This is a genomic window from Amycolatopsis ponsaeliensis, assembly GCF_030182635.1.
Taxonomy (GTDB): Bacteria; Actinomycetota; Actinomycetes; order Mycobacteriales; family Pseudonocardiaceae; genus Amycolatopsis; species Amycolatopsis ponsaeliensis.
Genome location: NZ_JAPZLD010000008.1, coordinates 1 through 21,925, shown reverse-complemented (window position 1 = coordinate 21,925; position 21,925 = coordinate 1). Strand labels below are relative to the sequence as shown.

The following is a 21,925-nucleotide window of genomic DNA, read 5'->3' as shown; positions in this document are numbered from 1 at the left end:
AATTTCCCTTATGGCGTAACGAAACCGTTTTCGGTACGCCAATCGTCCAAAGTCTTCACGAGCGCCGCGAGCTCGCCGCGCAGCTCTTCGGTGCCCTGGTCGAGCCCGGTCTTCCCGGGTCCGACCTTCGGCGTGAACGGCTCCCCCACGAGGATGTCCACGCGTGGGCGCCAGCGCCGCTTGCCGTCCGCGGGCTTGCGCGTGCCCCGCGTCGCGACCGGGAGCACGGTCGCGCCGGAGGCCCGGACCAGCCAGGCCGCGCCGCGTTCGGCCGCGCCGACGTCCCCGGCACCGCGGGTGCCTTCGGGAAAGATCCCGACGACCCCGCCGTCCTTGAGCACGCCGACCGCCGTCATCAGCGGTGTGCGGTCGATCTCGCCGCGCTTGAGCGGGATCTGCCCGATGGCCACCAGGAACTTCCCGGCCACACCCTTGAACAGCTCGGCCTTGACCAGGAACGCCGAACGCCGCGGCAGCATTCCGAAGATCAGCTGCGGTTCGATCATGGAGCTGTGGTTCGCGACCACGAGCACCGGCCCGGTGGCGGGCATGCGCTCACGGCCGTGCACGCGGATGCGGAAGGCCGACCGCAGATGATACCGGCCGAAGATTCGCCCGGCGTCGTGGAGCCAGCCGACGGAGCCTTCCGGCAACCCGTCAGCTTTCATCGCGCTACCTCGGCGTTGCACCCCGCCAGCAGGCCGCGGTGGCTGGCCAGTTCGCTGAGGGCGACGATCACCTGGTCGATGGACAGTTCCGAGGTGTCGACGTGCACGGCGTCGTCGGCCGCGCGCAGCGGCGAGGCGGTGCGGGTCGAGTCGAGGTGGTCGCGGCGCTCGACGGAGGCCAGCGCGTCGGCGACCGACGACTTCCGCCCGGCGGCGGTGTCCTGGGTGCTGCGGCGCGACGCGCGGACGTCGGCCGAGGCGGTCAGGTAGACCTTGAGCGGCGAGTCCGGCGCGACGACGGTGCCGATGTCGCGGCCCTCGACGACGATCCCGCCGCGGTGCCCGACGACGTCGTCGATGATCTGCCGCTGCCGGGCGACCAGCAGCTCACGCACGTGGGGCACGGCCGAGACGGGCGAAACGGCCTTGGTGACCTCGGGACCGCGGATGTCGGCGGCGACGTCCTCGCCGGCCAGCCGGATCTCGAGCCGGTCGGGGCTGGTGCCGATGCCGAAGTCGGTCTTGTCCGCCAGCACGGCGACGGCGGCCGCGTCGGCCGGGTCGACGCCGGCCCGCAGCACGGCGAGGGTGACCATCCGGTACATGGCGCCGGTGTCGAGGTAGCCGGCGCCGAGCCGCTGGGCGAGCTTGCGCGCGACGGTGGTCTTCCCGGTCCCCGACGGGCCGTCCAGCGCGACCACACCTCGTAGGGCTCCCGTCACCGGCACTCTCCTCGCGTTCTCGTCCTCGTTCTCCGCCGGTGTCCATTCTGCCGGTCGGGGTGCGGAGGAGATCAGTCGCCCCGCGCGCTGCCGCAAGAGTGCGATGCCATGAGGGGCACCCTCATGGACTTAAGAGCCATAAGGGTGCCCCTCATGGCATCGGCGGCGACGCGGGAAGTGAGCCGAAGCGGGCGACCACCAGCGCGAGGCGCTCGTCACGGTGACCCGGTGACAGCCGGCGACCGCGATCCAGCGTGACGAGGCCGTGCAGCGTGCTCCAGAACACCTCGGTCAACGCGCCCGCGTCCTGCTCCCCCGCCGTCGGCTCGACGACCGCCAGGAGCTCCGCGAAGCACGCCTTCATCACCTCGGGGGTGTCGTCCTCGGCGAACCGCAGCTCCGAGGCGAGCGTGAACATCGCGTCGTAGAGACCCGGTTTCGCCTCGGCGAAGGCCAGGTACGACCCCGCCACCCCGCCAAGACCTCCGGGGCCGGCCGCCACCAGCGTCGCGGCCAGCTCGGTGAACCCCTCCAGCGCGGCCGCCGCCATGATCGCGTCCTTGCCGCCCGGGAAGTGGCTGTAGAGCACCGGCTGGCTGTACTCGATCAGGCCCGCGAGCCGCCGGGTGGTGACCGCGTCCCAGCCCTCCGCCTCGGCCAGCTCCCTGGCCGCGGCGACGATCCGCTGCCCTCGCTCGGTCCGGTCGCGCACACGCCGTTGTCGCTGGGTCATACGTCACATGCTAGCACTGCTAGACAATCTAGCGTCGCTAGGTTAGCGTTGCTAGCAATCCTAGCGATGCTAGAAAACTGGAGGGAACACCATGATCGTCACCGGCTACATCCTCGTCGCGATCGTCTCGCTCGGCATCATCTACGTCGGCCTCAACTACCTCTTCGCGCCGGCCAAGATCGCCGCGGGCTTCGGTTTCACCGAGGTCCCCGAAAACGCCGAAAGCTTCCTCAACGTCAAGGGCGGCCGTGACATCGGGGCCGGCCTGATCCCGCTGGCCCTGATGATCTACGGCGACCCGCACGCGCTGGGCTGGGTCATCCTCACCGCGGCCGTCTGGCCCGTCTTCGACATGCTGATCGTTCTGCGCCACGGCGGGAAGAAGGCCATCGCGTACAGCGTCCACGGCCTGACCGCCCTCGTGATGGTCGTCGCGGGCCTGCTCCTGCTGCTCGGCTGAACGTCGCGAATCGGACACGTGGGTTACGGTGGTTGGGTGAACGTCGAAGTAACTCCCCTGCCCGGCATCGGGGTCCGGAAGGACTTCAGCACCCGTACCGGCCGCCGCATCGGCGTCGTGACCCAGCGGGACGGCCACACCGAGCTCATCGTGTCCAAGGCGGACGACGCCGACGCCTGCGCCGCCTCGATCCCGCTGACCGCGGACGAGGCGGGCACGCTGGCCAACCTGCTCGGCGCGCCGCAGCTGGTCGCGCAGCTCACCGAGGAGCACCGGGACCTGCCGGGGATCAGCACGCGGCAGCTGCCGATCAAGCCGTCCGGCCCGTTCGACGGCCGGACGCTCGGAGACACGGCGATGCGCACGCGCACGGGCGTCTCGGTGGTCGCGGTGGCGCGGGCGGGGCAGGTGCACCCCTCGCCCACGCCCGACTTCACCCTCACCGGGGGCGATCTGCTGGTCTCGGTCGGCACGAGCGAGGGCCTCGAAGCCGCCGCCAAGATCCTCAAGTACGGCTGAGCGGGCAGATGGACCACACCGCGCTGTCCCTGATCGAACTGGGGGCGGTCTTCTTCGTGCTGGGCGCGCTCGGGCGCCTGGCCGGCAAGATCGGCCTCTCCCCCATCCCGCTCTACCTGCTCGGCGGCCTGTGCTTCGGCTCCGGCGGGCTGATCCCGCTGACCGACATCGGCGGCTTCACGCACCTGGCCAGCGAAATCGGCGTCGTGCTGCTGCTCCTGCTGCTGGGGCTCGAATACTCCGCGGCCGAGCTGTTCACCGGGCTGCGCCGCTCGTGGACGGCGGGCCTGCTCGACATCGTCCTCAACGCCGCCCCCGGCGCGGCGGTCGCGCTGCTGCTGGGCTGGGGCCCGGTCGGCGCGATGGTGATGGCGGGCGTCACGTACATCTCGTCGTCCGGGATCGTCGCGAAGGTCCTCGGCGACCTCGGCCGCCTCGGCAACCGCGAGACGCCGGTGGTGCTGTCGATCCTCGTGTTCGAGGACCTCGTGATGGCGCTCTACCTGCCGATCCTCACGGCGGTGCTGGGCGGGGTGTCCCTGCTCGGCGGCATGGAGGCCGTCGGGATCTCGCTGCTGGTGATCACCGTGGTGCTGGTGATCGCGCTGAAGTTCGGCCGGTACGTCTCGGCCGCCGTCGACAGCCCGGACCGCGAGGTGTTCCTGCTCAAGGTGCTCGGCGCGGCGCTGCTGGTGGCGGGCGTCGCGTCGGCGATGCAGGTGTCGGCCGCGGTCGGCGCGTTCCTGCTCGGCATCGCGATCTCGGGCTCGACGGCGGAGAACGCGACGCACCTGCTGGAGCCGCTGCGGGACCTGTTCGCCGCGGTGTTCTTCGTGGTGTTCGGCCTCAACACGAACCCGGCGTCGATCCCCCCGGTACTCGGCTGGGCGATCGTGCTGGCGGTGGTGACGACGTTGACGAAGGTCGGCACCGGCTGGTGGGCGGCCCGTAGGCAGGGCATCGGGAAGATGGGCCGGGCCCGCGCCGGAGCGGCACTGGTGGCCCGGGGCGAGTTCTCAATCGTGATCGCGGGCTTGGCGGTGACGGCGGGCGCGGTGGACGGCGAGCTGGCGGCGTTGGCAACGGCGTACGTGTTGCTGATGGCCATCCTCGGCCCGACGGCGGCGAGGGTGGTGGAGCCGATCGCCCGCGCCCTGCAACGAAAGTCGGCGACGAAGACCGCCGCTGTGGAAGCGAACTAGCGCGGATAACCACTCGCGTCCGCCGGGGCCGGGCCGTCACCATCGGCCGATGGACGAAGAAGAGCAGGTCGCGGCGGCGCTCGCCGCGGAGCGGGAGTCCCTGGCGAACGACTGCCGCGCCGACGCTCCCCGGTTCGCGCGGTTGCTCGCTCCGGACTTCCACGAGTTCGGGACCTCCGGTCGCGAACTCGACTACGGCACAGCTCTTCGCGTGGGGGCGGAGATGGCTTCGGAAGGCGAACCGATCGAGGTGCGGAACATGCGCGGCCGGCTCGTCGCGGACGGGGTCGTGCTGGTGAAGTACACCTCCGAGCGCGCAGGGCGGCGGTCCCACCGCACGTCGCTGTGGCGGCGCGGGGACGGCGGGCAGTGGCAGATCTTCCACCACCAGGGCACGCCCGCGGCGAACTAGCGCAGGTCAGCCCGGCCCTGGGACGGCACGAACGCGCCGCCGCCCACGGCCGGGTGGGTCGCTGCCGCCGGGATGACTCCGGCCAGCGGGACCGACGCCGATGTCTTCACCAGGTCCAGCGTCACCCGTCCCGGCTGGGCCGGCCCGCGGATGAAACTGCCGTCCGTGCCGCCGATGATCAACGCCAGCGCGTGCCCCTTCGGCACCACGTGGTCGGTGGACGCCAGGTCGAACGTCATCGTGTACGCCGTGCCCGGAGTCAGGACCTGTTCCTGGGACAGGGAAGCGTAGTTCGCGAGGTCCGCCCAGCCGCGGCTGAGGATCGTGTAGTTCACCTTCTTCACGTCCGCTGACGCCACGCGATAACAAGCGTCGTCGCCCGTCGCCGAAGAACCCCAGCAGTTCTCGGTCGTCCCCGTCTTGATCCCCTCGCCGCTGCCGGCGAAGTTGCGGATCGTCGCCGGTCCGAGGTCCACCAGCAGCGCCGAAAGCCGGGCCGACGACGTGCTCGGCGTCGCGTTGACTGTGAGCGAAGTCGTCCCGGACACCTGCAGGTCCGACGCCAGCGTCCCGGTCGAGTACGTCAGAGCCGCACTGCCCGGATTGGTCACCCAGGTGTCCTCGCCGACGTTCGGGTTGTCCGTGAACGACGCCGTCCCCGACGTCGCCGCGGTGCCCAGCGAGCCGGAAGTGTGCGGCCGCAGGGTCGTCGCCACCGCACCAGCCGCCGGGTACGCGCTCTGGTCCACCCACTGGTCCGGCTGCCGCTCGACGCTGGCCTGCGGCCCGTTCTGGACGCCGTTGTCGATGCCCAGCAGGTAGTGGTCGAACCAGCGGTGCAGCAGGTCGACCCAGCCGGCGCGCCGGTAGTCGAACGGGTCGACGTGCCCGGTCTGCGCCAGCCAGATCTTCTTCTCGACGTTCAGCCCGCTCCACCACTGTCCGAAGTGGATCGTCTTGACGTTCAGGTCGTTGACACCGTGGGAAAGCAGCACGCTGGCGCGCACGTTACCCGCATGGGTGACGTAATCCCGGTCCGCCCACAGCGGCCCGTAGTCGCCGTTGGCGGTCGCGCCCGTCCTGAGGACCTGGTTCTGCGCCGAGCAGTTCTGCCCGCTGTTGCGCGCTTCGACCGTCTGCGCCAGCCCGTCCGGGTTGAAGCCGAAGGTCGCGCCGTCGGACCGGTAGTAGTCGTACCAGGAGCTGATCGCCGAGATCGGCACGATCGTCTTCAGGCCCGCGACGCCGGTCGCCGCGACGCCGTTGGCGATCGTGCCGTCGTAGGACTTCCCGATCATGCCGACGTTCCCGGTGCTCCAGCCCGCGCTCACCGCGCTGCCGCCGGTCTTCGCGCTGTACCCGGTGGCGCGCCCGTTCAGCCAGTCGACGACCTTGCGCGCCGAGTCGACGTCCGAAGCGCCGCCGACGTCCGCGCAGCCGGCCGAGCGGTTCGTCCCGGCGAGGTCGACGAGCACCACGGCGTACCCGCGCGGCACGAAGTAGTTGTCGTAGAACAGCGGGAACTTCACCGGTTTCCCGGCGCTGTCGTACGACTTGAGCTCACTCTCGTTGCCGCGCCCGCAGCACGAGTAGTACGGGCTGGCGTCCATGATCACCGGCACGCGCGAGGTCGCTTCGCTCGGCCGCACGATGTCGGCGGCGACGCGGTCGGGCTTGCCGTCGCCGTCGCCGTCGTGGCCGATGTCGACCCAGACGGTTTCGCGGACCGCCTTCGCGTAGTCGTAAACCGGTTCGCTCGCCGAGGGCGCCGCGGCGGCCGGGGCCACCGTGCCGGCCAGGAGCACCGCGAGGACCCCGCACACCACTCCGAGTCGCATGGTCGTCACGCTAGCGAGCCGGCGCCGATCACCGCCACGGCGGAAAGTCGGGGGTACGGTGAACGATCATGACGGAGTCCCTGCCCGCGGTGAGCCGCACGGCTGTCGGCGTCGCCGCTTTGCGCGCCTACGAGCGGCCGCCCGGACCGCCTGTTCGAAGACCCGTACGCGGCCGCCTTCTACGAGGCCGGCCGCGCGGTACTGCCCGAGGCGAACGGCGACGGGTCGCGGGACGGCTTGGGTGCGCTGTTCGCTTCGCAGGTCGCGATCCGCACCCGCTTCTACGACGACTACCTGCTCGGCGCCGGGTGCGCCCAGGTGGTACTGCTCGCCGCGGGCCTCGACGCGCGGGCGTTCCGGCTGGCGTGGCCGCCCGGGACACGGGTGTTCGAGCTGGACCTGCCGGAGGTACTGGCCTTCAAGGACCAGGTGCTGACCGGGCAGGGCGCGGAACCGTCGTGCGAGCGGGTCGTCGTCCCGGCGGACCTGCGCGAAGACTGGGCGAGCAGGCTGCGGGGCGCCGGGTTCGACCCCGGCGTCCCGACCGCGTGGCTGGCCGAAGGGCTCCTCGTCTACCTGTCCTACGAAGACGCCGACGCGCTGCTCACCACGGTCGGCGAGCTGTCGGCGCCGGGCAGCCGGGTGTCGTTCGAGCACCGGCCCACCGACACCCCGGACGGGCTGCTGGCCCGGGCACGGGCGACCCCGGCCGGCGAGCACGTCACGCGGCTGTGGCTCGGCGGGCTGGGCGGCCGCGCACCGGAGTGGCTGCGCGAGCACGGCTGGGAGCCGGCGACGGTCACCCGCGCCGAGCTGGCCGGGGAGTACGGCCGCCCGGCGTCGGACGATCAGACCGCCGGCGGGTTCGTCACCGCCGTGCTGTGACAACCGGGGCTACGCCACCCGAACCCCCGAAAAGCCGCGGCTGTGACAACCGGGGCTTCGCCCCGGGCCGGGGGCTTCGCCACCCGGACCCCCGAAAAGCCTGGTCAGAGCTCGACGTTGCGGTAGAGCGCGCCGACCTCGCCCTTGGTCAGCCGCCGGATCGAGCCGACGCGCTGGTTGCCGAGCTGGACGTCGCCGACCGCCGTGCGGACCAGCTTGAGCACCGGGTGCCCGGTGTCCTTGAGCAGGCGGCGCACGATGTGCTTCTTGCCCTCGTGGATGACCAGCTCCACCAGCGACTTGCCGGAGTGCATGTCCTTGACCCGGAACTGGTCGACCTTGATGATGCCGTCCGGCAGCTCCCAGCCGTTGCGCAGCTCCTTGCCGAGCCCGCGCGGCACGAGGCCGTCGACCTCGGCGAGGTAGGTCTTGAGCACCCGGTAGGACGGGTGCATCAGCCGGTGCCCGAGGTCGCCGTCGTTGGTCAGCAGCAGCAGGCCCTCGGTGTTCTCGTCGAGCCGGCCGACGTGCACGACGCCGGGGGTCTCCTCGTAGCGGCCCATCAGGTACTCGCCGACGCACGGGCGGCCGCGGTCGTCCGACATCGTCGAGTGCACGCCCTTGGGCTTGTTCAGGGCGAGGTAGATCAGGTCGTCGCGCAGGTTCACGCGGGTGCCGTCGACGTGGATGATCGCTTCGTCCGGGTTGACCCGGCGGCCCTGCTCGGTGACGACCTCGCCGTTCACCTCGACCCGGCCGGCGGCGATCAGGTCCTCCGCCGCACGCCGAGAGGCGACCCCGGCTTGCGACAGCACCTTCTGCAGGCGGATGCCGTCGGGGTGTTCACTGGAAGTCATCGATGGTGTCCACTTCGGGTAGCAACGGAGCGATCGCCGGCAGGTCGTTCAGTGACGACAGCCCCAGTCGCTCCAGGAACAGCTCAGTCGTCACGTACAGCGTCCCGGTCGTCTCGGGGTCGGTCCCCATCTCTCCGATGAGGCCACGCGCGAGCAACGTCCGGATGACGCCGTCCACGTTCACGCCGCGCACCGCGGCGACCCTGGAACGGGTCACCGGTTGCCGGTACGCGATCACGGCGAGGCTCTCCAGCGCGGCCCGGGTCAGCTTCGACCGCTGGCCGTCCAGCAGGAGCTTCTCCACGAACGGGGCATAGACGTCCCTAGTGTAGAACCGCCACCCTTCACCGACTCGGCGCAGGTCGATCCCGGAGGCCCGATCGGTGAACTTCTGCGCCATGGTCCGGAGGGCGACGACGATCCGCGCCTTCGGTTGGCCGACGGTATCGGCGAGGGATTCCTCACTGGCGGGCGAGTCGACGACGAGGAGGAGAGCCTCGAGGGCGGCTTCGAGGATCTCGTCGGAGGTGACGTCGGGCAGGGAGTCGGTGTCGCCGGCCGCGACGAGGTCGGACTCGGGATCGGCGGGGTCGAGGTCACCCGGCTCGGCGGCGGCTTCGGGTTCGGACTCGGGATCGGCCGCGGCGGCGCCATCGACCTCCGCCTCGACTGCGGCCTCGGGGGTGGCTTCCTCCGGCTCGGGCACAGCGGCGGCGGCCTCGGCCGGGCTTACCGCGGTATCAGGCTCGGGCTCAGTTGCGGCAGCGCCATCGACTTCGGCCAGCTCGGCAGGGCTCTCCACTGCAGCAGCTTCATCCACGTCGGCAACCGACTCGGCCGCGGCCTCCGCGGGCGCAGCTTCAGCTGCATCGGGCTCGGCCGCGGGTTCCTCGGTGGAGACTGCTTCCGCGGCGGCGGCTTCGGCCGGCTTGGCGGCGCCATCGTCTGCGGCCTCGGCTCCGGGCTCAGGCTCGGGGGTGGCTTCCTCCAGCTCGGGCACAGCGGCAGCATCGGCGGGCTCAGCTGCGGCAGCGCCATCGGCATCGGGCTCGGGCTCGGGCTCGGCGGCAGCCTCAGCCTCGGCGGCGGTCGCGACCTCAGCGGACTCTTCCTCCGCAGCACCGTCCTCGACCGAAGCTTCTCCGGCAGCCGCAACTTCAGCCGCCTCCCCGACCAGCGGCTCCACCGGCGACCCACCCTCAGTCACCGGCTCACCGGACAAAGCCTCGTCCCACGCCAGCTCCGCCGCGCCCTCGACCGGCTCGGTTCGCTCGCCCGGGGCCGGCCGCTCGTTCTCTTCGGGGCTCACCCGTACTCCTCTTCGTCTCCGGCGGTCCGGTCCAGCTCGGCCGCTGCGGAGGCATCGGCCATCGACCCGCCCGTCCAGCGGACGTGCAGCTCCGCCAGGGCCTCCGTCTGCTCGAACTGGACCGTCGCCTCGCGGTAGAGCTCCAGCAGCGCCAAGAACCGGGCCACGATCTCGACCGTGTGCTCGCAGTCGTCCACCAGCTCGCTGAACGTCGCCTGGCCGCGCTCGGCCAGCTTCACCCGCAGGATCGCCGCGTGCTCGCGTACCGAGATGCGGCCCATGTGGATGTGGGCGATCGACACCGTCGGCGGCGGCTTCGGCCGGAACACCGCCACCGCGATCTCGGCGAACTTCGCCGGCGTCACGCCCAGCATCACCTCGGGCAGCAGCCCGACGAACCGGTCCTCCAGCGCCACCGACCGCGGGTAGCGCCGCAGCGCGCCCTGCTCCAGCTCGCCGAACAGCGCCGCCACCTGCTTGTACGCGCGGTACTGCAGGATCCGCGCGAACAGCAGGTCACGGGCTTCGAGCAGCGCGAGGTCGTCCTCGTTCTCCACCTCGGCCGACGGCAGCAGCCGCGCCGCTTTCAAATCCAAGAGCGTCGCCGCGATGACCAGGAACTCGGTCGTCTCGTCGAGGTTCCACTCGGTGCCCAGCGCGCGTGTGTACGCGATGAAGTCGTCGGTGACCCGGTGCAGCGCCACCTCGGTGACGTCGAGCTGGTGCTGCGAAATCAGCTGCAGCAGCAGGTCGAACGGACCCTCGAAGTTGGCCAGCCGGACCTTGAACTTCGACGTGCTCAGGTCTTCGGTGTTGACGCCTTCGGGGATCATCCCGCCGTGCACCGTCTGGTGCTCTTCGGGAACCTGTTCCTCCGGAGCCGATGCCGGGACCGGGGCCGGCTCGTCCATCAGCCCTCGGTTTCGCCGCCGTCTGAGCCGACCACCCGCAGCCGCTGCACCAGCACCGACTCGTCGCCGTTCTGGTCGAAGTCGGCCAGCAGCACCGCGACCGCCTCGCGGACCAGCCGGCCACGGTCGACGACCAGGTCGTGCTTCGCGCGCAGCGTCAGCCGGGCCTGCTCCATGGCGACGAGCTCGTCGCCGGAGACGTACACGGTGATCTTCGCGTCGTGCTTGGTCCGGCCGGACCCGTGCGGGGCCGCGCTGCGAGCGAGCTGTTCGGTACGGCCGTCCCCTGCGGGCTTGGCCTTCTCGACGGGCTCGGGCACCGCCTGGGGCGGGAGATCGACGGCGGGGCTGGAGGTGAGACGGAAGAGCTCCGACGCTCCGGGCAGGGAGGCGCGCCTGCTCACCGAGCGATCACCTCGCGAGCAAGCTGGCGGTACGCCGCTGCGCCGGCCGACTTGGGCGCCCAGGTCGTGATCGGCTCACCCGCGACCGTCGTCTCGGGGAACCGCACGGTGCGGTTGATGACCGTGTCGAACACGGTCTCGCCGAATGCCTCCACCACGCGAGCCATGACCTCCTTCGAGTGCAGGGTTCTCGGGTCGTACATGGTGGCGAGAATCCCGACTATGTCCAGTTTGGGGTTGAGGCGTTCCTGCACCTTCTCGATCGTGTCGATCAGGAGCGCTACACCTCGGAGACTGAAGAACTCGCACTCGAGCGGGATGATCACGCCGTCCGCGGCAGTCAGCGCGTTCACCGTGAGCAAGCCGAGTGAGGGCTGGCAGTCGACAAGAACATAGTCGTAGTCGTTCATGACCGGACGAAGGACCCGTAACAACGTGTGTTCGCGCCCTACCTCAGCGACGAGCTGGACCTCCGCCGCGGACAGGTCGATGTTGCTCGGCAGCAGGTCAACGCCGTCGACGCGGGTTTTCATCAGCACATCGGTGGCGCTGACCGACCGCTCCATGATGGCGTTGTAGACCGTCTGGTCCAGTTCGTGCGGCTGGATGCCGAGCCCGACCGCGAGCGCGCCCTGCGGGTCGAAGTCGACGAGCAGCACCTTGCGCCCGCACTCGGCGAGGGCGGCACCCAGGTTGATGGTCGACGTCGTCTTGCCGACGCCGCCCTTCTGGTTGCACATCGCCATGATCTTGGCGGGGCCGTGGTGGTCCAGCGGCGCCGGTTCGGGGTGCTCGCGGATCGGGCGGCCGGTCGGCCCGATGCCCTCGAGCTTGACCTTCTTGCCGTTGCGCTCCTGCGGTTCGTCGCCGTCGTGGACCGCCGGGGTCGCGATCTTGACGTCGTTGAGGTTCGCCGCCGCCGACCCGGCGGACTCGGCCGGGTGGGCCGGCTGGTTCGGTGTCGACATGGCGGGAAAGCTCCTTGTTCGTCGCGTCCGCCGCAGCCTATGCGCGGAGTCGGAGCCCCGGCAAAGCAACGCGCCGGACTCGAGGGGGCAATGTCACTCGACCGTCGGTCCAGCGTAGGAAGGCTGTGAGCCCGCGATTCGGCCGTCTAGCCCAGTGCCCGCGGGTGCGCCGTCGCATACACCTCGCGCAGGGTGTTGACCGTGACCAGCGTGTACACCTGCGTCGTCGTCACCGAGGCGTGGCCGAGCAGTTCCTGCACGACCCGGACGTCCGCGCCGCCCTCTAACAGATGCGTGGCGAAGGAGTGGCGGAGGGTGTGCGGCGAGACCACGGCAGTGATCCCCGCCCGGCCGGCGGTGTCCTTGAGGACCTGCCACGCGCTCTGGCGCGAAAGCCGGCTGCCGCGGGCGTTGAGGAACAGCGCCGCCGTGCCACGGCCGTGGGCGGCGAGCGCCGGTCGCGCGCGGACGGTGTAGGCGTGCAGCGCGGCGAGCGCGGGGCGGCCGATCGGGACGAGGCGCTGCTTGCCGCCCTTGCCGTCGAGCAGGACGGTGCGTTCGACGTCGTCGACGTCGTCGATGTCCAGGCCGACCGCCTCGGAGATCCGGGCGCCGGTGGAGTAGAGCACTTCCAGCAGGGCCCGGTCGCGCAGCGGGCGTTCGCCGTCCGGCGGCGGGGTCTCGAGCAACCGCAGGACGTCGTCGACGGGCAGCGCTTTCGGCAGCCGCTTCGCCGGCGTCGGCGGCCGGACCTCGCGGGCCGGGTTGTGCTCGGTGAGGCCTTCGGCGTGGGCGAACTTGTGCAGCCCCCGCACGGCGACCAGCGCCCGCGCGGCCGACGACGCGGCCAGCGGCTGGTGCTCGTCGTCGCCTTCCCGGAGCGCGGCGCCGAAGGACGTCACGTGCGCGGAGGTGACGTCGACGATCTTGGCGACGCCCCCGCCGTCCAGGTGCGCGACGTACCGGCGCAGGTCACGGGCGTAGCTGTCGAGGGTGTTGCGCGCGGTCCCGCGTTCGACGACCAGGTGGTCGAGGTACGCGGCGATCACGTCGGCCGTGCGGTGCGGGCTGGAGGCCACGCCGGTCACCTTAGGCCGTGCGGGCACCGTGACCCGGGAGAAACCCCGTTCTCAGGTTCCCGCGGTTACCTTGGATTTCATGGAGTCGGACGAGCTCCGCATCGGCACGGCCGAGCGGGAAGAGGCGGCGAGACTGCTCGCGGACCACTTCGGCATGGGCCGCATCACGCCGGACGAGTACGAGACGCGGGTGACCGACGCCTACGCGGCGACGACCCTGGGCGACCTGAGGCCGCTGTTCCGCGACCTGCCGCAGCCGCACCCGGGGTTCTTCGGGCCGCCGCCGGCGTACGCGCAGCCGACGATGCAGCTGCCGATGTACGGGCCCACGGCCGACCCGTACGCGCCGCCGGCCCCGATGCCGTACGCGCCGTCGATGCCGGTCCCCTACTCCTACCGGTCCAAGACCGTGGCCGGGGTGCTGCAGATCGTGCTGCCGTTCGGCGTCGGCCGGTTCTACACCGGCCAGGTCGGGCTGGGCCTGCTCCAGCTCCTCGTCGTGCTGATGACCGGCGTCGGCGTGATCTGGCCGATCGTCGACGGCATCATGCTGCTGAACAACGGCGGCCTGGACGCGCAAGGCCGCCCGCTGCGCCCCTGACGCGGGACGCAGCGAGCGGGCTCAGGCTTCCTTGCGCTTGGCGAACGCCGTCGGGCGGTCCTCCCACGGCGCGTCCGCCGGACGCGCCGGAGCGCCGCCGGTGACGACCGCGTGCGCGGCCAGCACCCCGGACACCGTGGCGCCGTTCACCAGCTCGCCCGCCAGGGCCATCCGCACGGCCTCGGCGAGCGGGAACTTGCGGATGACGAGGTCGGCCTCCTCCTCGCCGAGCACGTCACGGTCCACATCGGACAGTCCGCGGGCCAGGAAGACCCGCACGACCTCGTCGGTGAAGCCGGGCGACGCCGCGACGTCGACCAGCGTCACCCAGTCCGCGGCGGCCAGGCCGGCCTCTTCGATCAGCTCCCGCTTGGCCGCGCCGACCGGGTCCTCGCCGAGGTGGTCGATCAGGCCCGCCGGCAGCTCCCACAGCCGGTGCCCGATCGGGTGCCGGTACTGGTGGATGAGCGTGACCTGCCGCTGGTCGTCCAGCGCGACGATCGCGACCGCGCCGAGGTGCTCGATCACCTCGCGGACCGCGGTCTCCCCGCCCGGCATCACGACGTCGTCGATCCGCAGCCCGACGACGCGTCCGATGTGGACGTCCCGGCTGGCCGCGACGCTGAACTCGTGCTCGCCCGGCGCCGTCACCGGGCCGCCACGGGGGCCTCGGGCAGCTCGACCGGCAGCCGCTCGGCGACCTTGCGGTCCACGACGGCCTTGACGAACGCGCTGAACAGCGGGTGCGGCCGGGTCGGGCGGCTCTTGAGCTCCGGGTGCGCCTGGGTGCCGACGAAGAACGGGTGCTTGTCGGCGGGCAGCTCGACGAACTCGACCAGGCGGTCGTCCGGCGACGTGCCGGAGAACACCAGGCCCGCGTCCGAGAGCTGCTTGCGGTAGGCGTTGTTCACCTCGTAGCGGTGCCGGTGCCGTTCGGACACCTCGGTGGTGCCGTACGCCTTGGCGACCTGCGAACCCGGCTTGAGCTTCGCCGGGTAGGCGCCCAGGCGCATGGTGCCGCCCATGTCCCGCTCCCCCGCGACGACGTCGCGCTGGTCGGCCATCGTCGAGATCACCGGGTGCTTGGTGTTCTCGTCGAACTCCGACGACCCGGCGTCGGCGATGCCGGCCAGGTGCCGGGCGCCCTCGATGACCATGCACTGCAGGCCGAGGCACAGGCCGAGCAGCGGCACGCCACGGGTGCGGGCGTACTCGATCGCGCCGACCTTGCCCTCGATGCCGCGGATGCCGAACCCGCCCGGGATCAGCACACCGTCCACATCGGACAGCACGGACGCCGCACCGGACGCGGTCTGCGCGTCGTCGGAGGCGACCCAGACGATCTCGACCTTGGCGCGGTGGGCGAACCCGCCCGCACGCAGGGCCTCGGTGACCGACAGGTAGGCGTCCGGCAGGTCGATGTACTTGCCGACGACCGCGATCCGCACGATCTCGCTCGGGTTGTGCACCCGGTCGAGCAGGTCGCCCCACACCGTCCAGTCGACGTCGCGGAACGGCAGCCCGAGGCGGCGGACGACGTAGGCGTCGAGCGCCTCGCCGTGCAGCACCTTCGGGATGTCGTAGATGGACCGCGCGTCCGGGCAGGCGATGACGGCCTCGGTGTCGACGTCGCACATCAGGCCGATCTTGCGCTTGAGATCCTCGGGGATCTCCCGGTCGGCCCGGCAGACCAGCGCGTCGGGCTGGATGCCGATGTTGCGCAGCGCGGCGACCGAGTGCTGGGTCGGCTTCGTCTTCAGCTCGCCCGAGGGCGCCAGGTACGGCACCAGCGAGACGTGCAGGAAGAAGCAGTGGTCGCGGCCGACGTCGTGGCGGACCTGGCGGCAGGCCTCCAGGAACGGCAGGGACTCGATGTCGCCGACCGTGCCGCCGACCTCGGTGATGATGACGTCCGGCGCCTGGCCGGCCTCGTCGGGTTCGGCGGCGGCGGTGATCCGGGACTTGATCTCGTCGGTGATGTGCGGAATGACCTGGACGGTGTCGCCCAGGTACTCGCCGCGGCGCTCCTTGGCGATCACCTCGGAGTAGACCTGGCCGGTCGTGACGTTGGCCTTGCCGTCGAGGTCGCGGTCGAGGAAGCGCTCGTAGTGCCCGATGTCGAGGTCGGTCTCGGCGCCGTCGTCGGTGACGAACACCTCACCGTGCTGGAACGGGTTCATCGTCCCGGGGTCGACGTTGAGGTACGGATCGAGCTTCTGCATCGTGACGCGAAGCCCGCGCGCGGTAAGGAGTTGTCCCAGGCTGGAAGCCGTGAGTCCCTTACCCAGAGAGGAGGCGACGCCTCCGGTGACAAATACGTACTTGGTAGCCCGCGACTGAAGTCCCACGGGCCGCCAGCATATCCGAAGACCGCGGAACCGCGCGCCGGGACATGCCGGAACTGTCTTTTGTGCCCTTGACCACCCGGCAGGGTGACTCAGGCGGCGGCCTTCGCCAGCCGGAGCCGGGGACGGCCGGTGAGCGCCTGGCTGCCCGGCAGGCGCCGCAGCACCTCGACGATCACGATCGTCAGCGCGATCGTGCCGACGTAGATGATCACGCTGAGCCAGGGCGCGCCGAAGCGCTCGGCCACGTGCGGGATCACCGGGCCGAGGAACGCCAGCGCGAGCGGGTGGACCAGGAAGATGCTGAACGACCGGTTCGCCGCCCACGAGACCAGCCGGGCCCCGCGGCCGCCCTCTCGGCGACGGCCCGACCACCAGGTGCTGAACGCGTAGATCGCCGCGATGACCGTGAGGAACCACGGGATCAGGTACGGCTGGAACGGGTCGCTGGCCACCTGCGGGAACGTTCCACTGTGGACGGTCCGGAGGTAGTACCACTCGGTGCCGGCCAGCACCGCCACGAGAGCGCCGCCGAGCAGCAGCCGGTGCCGGCCGACCCAGGCGTGCACCGCCTCGAAGTGCATGGCCACCACGGCGCCGAACAGTGTGTAGAACTGGTACGGCAGCACCGTGGCGTACAGGTGGGTGATCGTCTCGTAGCCGACGCCGAACGGCTGGTACGTCATGAACAGCGTGACGCCGACCTGCAGCACCCCGCTGCCCAGCAGCAGCCACCTGTGCTTGCCCTCGGTCGCCCGCAGCAGCTTCATCAGCACCGGGAACAGCAGGTACACCTGCATCGTCACGAGCAGGAAGTACAGGTGGTACCAGGCACCGCCGGTGACGAGGTCCTTGAGCAGCAGGCGCATCGACGCTTCGAGCGAGCCTGGCTGCTGCGTGCCGGTGACCAGCGAGAACGCCCAGAAGAACATCGACCAGGCCAGGTACGGCGTCGCGACCAGGGGCAGGCGGCGGCGCCAGAAGTCGCCGGGGGTGATCTCGCGGCCGCGGTTCTGGAACACCAGCACGAACCCGGTCAGCGCGAAGAACGCCTCCCGCGTGAAGTGCAGCGGCGTCTCGACGGCGTTGGCGCCGACGTCCTGCGCGAAGTTCGTCGCGCCGACCACGTGGATGAGGATCACGCACGCGAACGTGACCAGCCGGAACAGGTCGATCTGGTGCAGGTACGGCGCTTTCCCACCCGGTCTCGCGATCCGGGAGGGAGCTTCGAGAGTGGCCTGGGCAGTCGTCATCGTGCCGCCGTTCCGGCACCGTCGTCGGCGTGGTTCACGTTGTCAGACTTGCCACCCATTCTGTGAATTTCCCATGAAGGCACTGGGAAGCGCCTGTTGGCAGAGGTCCCGCGGGATGTCGGATATGCCACTCCCGCTCATGGAGCGGGGACCCGTCGATCATGTTAATACGTAAGCTCTCCGGTACCGAGCGTGACCTTCGTCATCTCGCCGTGATCAGCGGGAAACATCCTGGTCGACCTCCTGCCGGACCGCCGCGAGCGCGTCGCGGAGCTCGGCGTGTCCCACCGAACCCAGCGCCAGCCGGAGCGCCTGCGGCACCGCCGGCGTCGTCGCGAACGGCTCGGCCGTGGCGACCGCCACCCGCCGCCGGGCGAGCGCCGCCACGATGCGGTCCGGCCGGGAATCGCGGGCGAGCGGCAGCCACCGGAAGTACGACGACGGGTGCCCGATCCACGGAAGCCCGGCCAGCACCTCCGAAGCGAGTGCCTGGCGCCCTCGCGCGTCTTCGCGCTTCCTGGCCTCCAAGCGTCCGACGGTACCGTCGTCGAGCCACCGCCGCGCGATGGCCGCGGTCAGGGCGGGCGTGTTCCACGTCGTGGACCGGATCGCGCTCTCGAGCGCCGGCACGAGCTCCGGCGGCGCGACGGCGAACCCGAAGCGCAACCCGGTCGCGACGCTCTTCGACAGCCCGGAGACGTAGACGGTGGCTTCCGGCGCGAGCACCGCCAGCGGCGGTGGCGCGTCCTCGGCGAGGTAGGCGTACGACGCGTCCTCGATGATCGTCACGCCGTGCCGCCGGGCGATCTCGACGAGCCGCGCGCGCTGCCCGGCGGAGAGCACCCAGCCGAGCGGGTTGTGCAGGGTCGGCATCGCGTACACCGCGCGGACCCGGCGCCGGCGGCACAGCCGGTCGAACGCGTCGAGGTCAGGGCCGTCGGCGGTCACCGGCAGCGGCGCGAGGTCGAGCCCGAGCGTGCGCGCGAGCACCCGGAAGCCCGGGTAGGTGAGAGCGTCGACCGCGACGACGTCGCCGGGCCGCAGCAGCGCCATCGCCGTCACCGCCAGCCCGTGCTGGGCGCCGTCGACGATCAGGACGCGTTCGCGGCCGACGTCGAGCCCGCGCCGGCGCAGGTGGCGGGCGACGGCGGCCCGGTCCTCGGCGCGCCCGCGGTGCGGCTGGTAGCGCAGCAACGCGTCGAGGTCGCCGGCCGCGGCGAGGTCCCGCAGCGCCTGGCGCAGCAGGTCGGCCTGGCCGGGCACCGACGGGTAGTTGAAGCTGAGGTCGACGGCGTCGGCGGCCACCGCTCGTTCGTCGACGCCGGGCGCGGCGAGGTCGCGGACGAACGTGCCCCGCCCCTGCTCACAGCTGACCAGGCCCATGGCTTCGAGCTCGGCGTACACGCGGGACGCCGTCACGACGGCGATGCCCTCGTCGGCAGCCAGCCGGCGGTGCGTGGGCAGCCGCGTCCCGGCCGGCCACTGCCCGCCACGGATCTTCGCCGCGAACGCGTCCACGACAACCTTGTACTTCGGCACCCGCACGCCGCGATTGTAGGCAGGACAATTTGTGGACTGTCCTGGATCGGCGGCCCTAGCGTGCGGGCATGCACACCGCGATCCTGACCTTCGACGGCTACAACGAACTCGACTCGCTCATCGCCCTGGGCGTCCTCAACCGGGTCAAGGAGCCCGGCTGGCGCGTGTCCATCGCGAGCCCCACGCCGCGGGTGACGTCGATGAACGGCGTCACGATCGACGCGACGACCGGGCTCGAAGAAGCCTGCACGGCCGACGCCGTGATCGTCGGCAGCGGCGCGAAGACCCGCGAAGTCGTCGAAGACCCGGCGATCATGAGCACGCTCGCGCGGCTCGACCCCGCCCGGCAGTTGCTCGCCGCGCAGTGCTCGGGCACGCTCGTACTGGCCAAGCTGGGGCTGCTCGACGACGTGCCCGCGTGCACCGACCTGACGACGAAGCCGTGGGTCCTCGCGGCCGGCGTCGAGGTGCTGAACCAGCCGTTCTTCGCCCGCGGCACGCTCGCCACCGCCGGTGGCTGCCTGGCCTCGGCCTACCTCGCGACGTGGGTCCTCGCCCGGCTCCACGGCCTCGAAGCCGCGGAGCACGCCATGCACTACGTCGCGCCGGTCGGCGAGAAGGACGAGTACGTCGAGCGGGCCCTGCGGAACGTGACGCCCTACCTCGAGCCGGCCGCGATCTCCGCCTGATCGTCGCCGAAGAGGGACTTCAGCGTCACCTCGCGGTTGACCCGCACGTGCTCGACGGCTTCGGCGTGCGCGCGCTCCGCGTCCCCCGACGCGATCGCCTCGTAGAGCCGGCGGTGCTCGTCGAGCAGGTCGTCCCAGTGCTCGTTCTGGCTGGTGAGCCAGCGGAGCCTGCCCTGCAGGGGCTGCAGCATCGTGGTGAGCAGCGTGTTGCCCGCGATGGCCACGATCTCGTCGTGGAAGCGCGAGTTGAGCACGGTGATCCGGGCCGCGTCACCGCGGGCCGTCGCGCGGGCGGCGTCGGTGAGCATCCGCTCGAGCCGCTTCAGCTCCGGCGCCCCCGCCCGTCCGGCGGCGCGCCCCGCGGCAAGCCCCTCGAGAGCCTCCCGGACGTCGAACAGCTCCTCGACGTCGACGCGTGCGAGCTGCCGGACGACGATCCGGCGCGCCGACTGCTCGACGAGGAAGCCTTCGGCCTCGAGGCTGCGGATGGCCTCGCGCACGGGCACCCTGGACACGCCGAGGTCTTCGGCGAGCTCGCGCTCGACCAGCCGGTCACCCGGACGCAGGCGGCCGGTCAGGATCCGTTCGCGCAGCTCGTCGCGCACCCGCTGCCGGGTGGCCGCGAGGGGCTGCCGCTCGCTCGCCGTCGTCACCGACTCCCCTCCCACAGAAGGTTACGCAACCTTCTGTAACCCGAGTTTAACGACCGGAGGGTTGACGGGGGCGGACATCGGGGTGATATTTGGGATGCCAAATTTTGGTATCCCAAATCGCCGTCGCCGCACGTCGATCGGAGGCCCGCATGACCGCCGCCCCGCTCACCGAATCCCAGCATGAGACGAGCCCGCCGCCGGATCCCCGGCTCTGGAACGAAGACCTCGCCCCGGCCAAGGACCGCCGCTGGAAGGTCTATGACATCTTCGCGCTGTGGATGTCCGACGTGCACAACCTCGGCAACTACACCTTCGCCGCCGGGCTGTTCGTGCTCGGCCTCTCGGCCTGGCAGGTGTTCACCGCCCTGCTGTTCGGCTTCGTGATCATCTACGTCGGCATGAACCTGATGGGCCGGATCGGGCAGCGCACCGGCGTCCCGTTCCCGGTCGTCGCGCGGATCAGCTTCGGCACGTTCGGCGCCAACCTGCCCGCGCTGATCCGCGCGGTCATCGCGATCTTCTGGTACGGCATCCAGACCTACCTCGCGAGCGTGGCCATCACGCTGCTCGTGCTCACCATCGACCCGGGCCTGAAACCGTTGACCGAACACGGTTTCCTCGGCCTGCACGCGCTCGGGTGGATCTGCTTCATCGCTCTCTGGGCGGCCCAGGCGCTGATCCTGACCCGCGGCATGGAGTCGATCCGCAAGTTCCAGGACTGGTGCGGCCCGGCGATCTGGGTCGTGATGATCGCCCTCGCGGTGTGGATCCTCGCCGCCGGCCACTGGAACATCTCCTTCACCAGCAGCCCGAAACAGCTGTCCACCGGCGAGCAGATCCGGCAGTGGTTCGGCGCGGCCGGGCTGATCCTGGCCACCTACGGCACGCTGATGCTCAACTTCTGCGACTTCTCCCGCAACGCCCCGGACCAGAAGACCGTGCGGCGCGGCAACTTCTGGGGCCTGCCGATCAACTCGACGGCGTTCGCACTGCTGTCGGTGGTCGTCACCGCGGGCAGCATGCAGGTGTTCGGCGAGGCCATCACCGACCCGGCCGAGCTGCTGGCCAAGGTGCACAACACGCCGGTGCTCATCATCGGCGCGCTGACCTTCGCGATCGCCACCATGGGCGTCAACATCGTCGCCAACTTCGTCTCCCCCGCCTACGACCTGGCCAACATCTGGCCGAAGCGGATCACGTTCACCATCGGCGGGATGATCAGCGCCGTGGCCGCGCTGTGCGTGCTGCCTTGGAAGCTCTACTCGTCGCCGACGGTCGTCAACTACTTCCTCGGCGGGCTCGGCGCGTTCCTCGGGCCGCTGTTCGGGATCATGATCGTCGACTACTACCTGATCCGGCGCGGCAAGGTCGACGTCGCGCAGCTGTTCGTCGACGGCGGGATCTATCCCCGCGTGAACCCGCGCGCGCTGGTGACCTTCTTCCCGACCGCCGCGCTGGCCGCGGTGATCGCACTGGTGCCGTTCTTCGCCCCGGCCGCGCCGTACTCGTGGTTCATCGGCACGGCGTCGTCCGCGGCCCTGTACTTCGTGGTTTCGAGGAAGCACCGATGAGGATCGTCGTCACCAACTGCAACACCACCGAGGCGATGACGAAGGAGATCGAAGCCGGGGCCCGCGCGGCCGCGAGTCCCGGCACCGAGATCCTGGCGAGGACGCCTCGCTGGGGACCGGAGTCCGCGGAAGGCTGGCTGGACAGCTTCCTGTCCGCCGCGGCGGTGCTGGACCTGTTGCGGGGCCTGGACGAACCGTTCGACGCCGTCGTGGGGGGGCGGGGGGGGGGGGCCCCCCCCGCCCGCCCGCCGGCGCGGGGGGGCGCGCCCGGCGGGGCCCGACCCCCACCCGGCCCGCCCCCCGCCCG

At 71.0% G+C, this 21,925-nt stretch carries 24 protein-coding genes; 9 read left to right on the top strand and 15 right to left on the bottom strand.

Annotated features, from left to right (window positions below; translation table 11 throughout):
* Positions 1-8: 8 nt before the first annotated feature.
* From QQ657_RS13810 to QQ657_RS13800, 3 genes are all read right to left on the bottom strand, one after another.
* The gene (locus QQ657_RS13810) at positions 9-668 is read right to left on the bottom strand and encodes a lysophospholipid acyltransferase family protein (protein WP_284742504.1); all 660 of its coding nucleotides are present in this window, start codon (positions 666-668) and stop codon (positions 9-11) included.
* Positions 665-1,369, bottom strand: a complete 705-nt coding sequence (cmk, locus tag QQ657_RS13805) for a (d)CMP kinase (RefSeq protein ID WP_284742753.1) — start codon at positions 1,367-1,369, stop codon at positions 665-667. The genes QQ657_RS13810 and cmk overlap by 4 nt, the downstream gene beginning before the upstream one ends.
* Positions 1,370-1,541: 172 nt before the next feature.
* Entirely contained in the window at positions 1,542-2,102 is a 561-nt protein-coding gene (locus QQ657_RS13800) for a TetR/AcrR family transcriptional regulator (RefSeq protein WP_284742752.1), read from the bottom strand.
* A gap of 112 nt (positions 2,103-2,214) precedes the next feature.
* Here QQ657_RS13800 and QQ657_RS13795 point away from each other — a divergent pair, with 112 nt between their 5' ends.
* Genes QQ657_RS13795 through QQ657_RS13780 form a run of 4 tightly spaced genes read left to right on the top strand, consistent with a single transcriptional unit; the run spans position 2,215 to position 4,716 of the window.
* Complete coding sequence (locus QQ657_RS13795; RefSeq protein WP_284742503.1) at positions 2,215-2,583, top strand: DUF4267 domain-containing protein; 369 nt, start codon at positions 2,215-2,217, stop codon at positions 2,581-2,583.
* Positions 2,584-2,619: 36 nt separating this feature from the next.
* Complete coding sequence (locus tag QQ657_RS13790) at positions 2,620-3,102, top strand: cation:proton antiporter regulatory subunit (protein ID WP_284742502.1); 483 nt, start codon at positions 2,620-2,622, stop codon at positions 3,100-3,102.
* A gap of 8 nt (positions 3,103-3,110) precedes the next feature.
* Complete coding sequence (locus QQ657_RS13785) at positions 3,111-4,304, top strand: cation:proton antiporter (RefSeq protein WP_284742501.1); 1,194 nt, start codon at positions 3,111-3,113, stop codon at positions 4,302-4,304.
* A gap of 49 nt (positions 4,305-4,353) precedes the next feature.
* On the top strand, positions 4,354-4,716 hold the full coding sequence (locus QQ657_RS13780) for a nuclear transport factor 2 family protein (RefSeq protein WP_284742500.1): 363 nt from the start codon (positions 4,354-4,356) through the stop codon (positions 4,714-4,716).
* Here QQ657_RS13780 and QQ657_RS13775 read toward each other — a convergent pair.
* Entirely contained in the window at positions 4,713-6,542 is a 1,830-nt protein-coding gene (locus QQ657_RS13775) for a Xaa-Pro dipeptidyl-peptidase (protein ID WP_434056738.1), read from the bottom strand. The genes QQ657_RS13780 and QQ657_RS13775 overlap by 4 nt on opposite strands.
* Positions 6,543-6,656: 114 nt before the next feature.
* Between QQ657_RS13775 and QQ657_RS13770 the strand changes: the two genes are divergently transcribed.
* Positions 6,657-7,439 (top strand): SAM-dependent methyltransferase, encoded by a 783-nt coding sequence (locus tag QQ657_RS13770; RefSeq protein WP_350310676.1) that lies wholly within the window; start codon positions 6,657-6,659, stop codon positions 7,437-7,439.
* Positions 7,440-7,543: 104 nt separating this feature from the next.
* Here QQ657_RS13770 and QQ657_RS13765 read toward each other — a convergent pair whose 3' ends face one another.
* The 6 genes from QQ657_RS13765 to xerD form a co-directional block, all read right to left on the bottom strand.
* A complete protein-coding gene (locus tag QQ657_RS13765; RefSeq protein ID WP_284742498.1) occupies positions 7,544-8,296 on the bottom strand; it encodes a pseudouridine synthase in 753 nt (250 codons plus the stop codon).
* A complete protein-coding gene (gene scpB / locus QQ657_RS13760) occupies positions 8,283-9,080 on the bottom strand; it encodes an SMC-Scp complex subunit ScpB (RefSeq protein ID WP_284742750.1) in 798 nt (265 codons plus the stop codon). Before scpB ends, QQ657_RS13765 begins: the two co-directional genes overlap by 14 nt.
* 521 nt (positions 9,081-9,601) lie before the next feature.
* Complete coding sequence (locus tag QQ657_RS13755) at positions 9,602-10,516, bottom strand: segregation and condensation protein A (RefSeq protein WP_284742497.1); 915 nt, start codon at positions 10,514-10,516, stop codon at positions 9,602-9,604.
* Positions 10,516-10,920, bottom strand: a complete 405-nt coding sequence (locus QQ657_RS13750) for a cobyrinic acid a,c-diamide synthase (RefSeq protein WP_284742496.1) — start codon at positions 10,918-10,920, stop codon at positions 10,516-10,518. Before QQ657_RS13750 ends, QQ657_RS13755 begins: the two co-directional genes overlap by 1 nt.
* On the bottom strand, positions 10,917-11,888 hold the full coding sequence (locus QQ657_RS13745; RefSeq protein WP_284742495.1) for a ParA family protein: 972 nt from the start codon (positions 11,886-11,888) through the stop codon (positions 10,917-10,919). The genes QQ657_RS13750 and QQ657_RS13745 overlap by 4 nt, the downstream gene beginning before the upstream one ends.
* A 146-nt stretch (positions 11,889-12,034) precedes the next feature.
* Positions 12,035-12,937, bottom strand: a complete 903-nt coding sequence (gene xerD / locus QQ657_RS13740) for a site-specific tyrosine recombinase XerD (protein WP_284742749.1) — start codon at positions 12,935-12,937, stop codon at positions 12,035-12,037.
* Positions 12,938-13,046: 109 nt separating this feature from the next.
* Here xerD and QQ657_RS13735 point away from each other — a divergent pair, with 109 nt between their 5' ends.
* Positions 13,047-13,568, top strand: coding sequence for a DUF1707 SHOCT-like domain-containing protein (locus QQ657_RS13735; RefSeq protein WP_284742494.1), 522 nt, complete (start codon positions 13,047-13,049; stop codon positions 13,566-13,568).
* A 21-nt stretch (positions 13,569-13,589) separates the two neighbouring features.
* Here QQ657_RS13735 and QQ657_RS13730 read toward each other — a convergent pair whose 3' ends face one another.
* From QQ657_RS13730 to QQ657_RS13715, 4 genes are all read right to left on the bottom strand, one after another.
* Complete coding sequence (locus QQ657_RS13730; RefSeq protein ID WP_284742493.1) at positions 13,590-14,219, bottom strand: NUDIX domain-containing protein; 630 nt, start codon at positions 14,217-14,219, stop codon at positions 13,590-13,592.
* The gene (pyrG, locus tag QQ657_RS13725) at positions 14,216-15,916 is read right to left on the bottom strand and encodes a CTP synthase (RefSeq protein ID WP_284742492.1); all 1,701 of its coding nucleotides are present in this window, start codon (positions 15,914-15,916) and stop codon (positions 14,216-14,218) included. Before pyrG ends, QQ657_RS13730 begins: the two co-directional genes overlap by 4 nt.
* Before the next feature lie 89 nt (positions 15,917-16,005).
* Positions 16,006-17,166, bottom strand: a complete 1,161-nt coding sequence (locus tag QQ657_RS13720) for an acyltransferase (protein WP_284742491.1) — start codon at positions 17,164-17,166, stop codon at positions 16,006-16,008.
* A 216-nt stretch (positions 17,167-17,382) separates the two neighbouring features.
* Positions 17,383-18,711, bottom strand: coding sequence for an aminotransferase-like domain-containing protein (locus QQ657_RS13715; protein ID WP_284742490.1), 1,329 nt, complete (start codon positions 18,709-18,711; stop codon positions 17,383-17,385).
* Between the two features lie 62 nt (positions 18,712-18,773).
* Between QQ657_RS13715 and QQ657_RS13710 the strand changes: the two genes are divergently transcribed.
* Positions 18,774-19,394: a DJ-1/PfpI family protein gene (locus QQ657_RS13710; RefSeq protein ID WP_284742489.1), complete on the top strand. Its 621-nt coding sequence runs from the start codon at positions 18,774-18,776 to the stop codon at positions 19,392-19,394.
* Here QQ657_RS13710 and QQ657_RS13705 read toward each other — a convergent pair.
* Positions 19,364-20,047 (bottom strand): GntR family transcriptional regulator, encoded by a 684-nt coding sequence (locus tag QQ657_RS13705; protein WP_284742488.1) that lies wholly within the window; start codon positions 20,045-20,047, stop codon positions 19,364-19,366. The two genes, QQ657_RS13710 and QQ657_RS13705, sit on opposite strands and share 31 nt — an antisense overlap.
* A gap of 149 nt (positions 20,048-20,196) precedes the next feature.
* Here QQ657_RS13705 and QQ657_RS13700 point away from each other — a divergent pair, with 149 nt between their 5' ends.
* Complete coding sequence (locus tag QQ657_RS13700) at positions 20,197-21,618, top strand: NCS1 family nucleobase:cation symporter-1 (RefSeq protein WP_284742487.1); 1,422 nt, start codon at positions 20,197-20,199, stop codon at positions 21,616-21,618.
* A partial coding sequence (locus QQ657_RS13695) for an aspartate/glutamate racemase family protein (RefSeq protein ID WP_284742486.1) occupies positions 21,615-21,925 on the top strand: 311 nt, incomplete at its 3' end. The genes QQ657_RS13700 and QQ657_RS13695, both read left to right, overlap by 4 nt.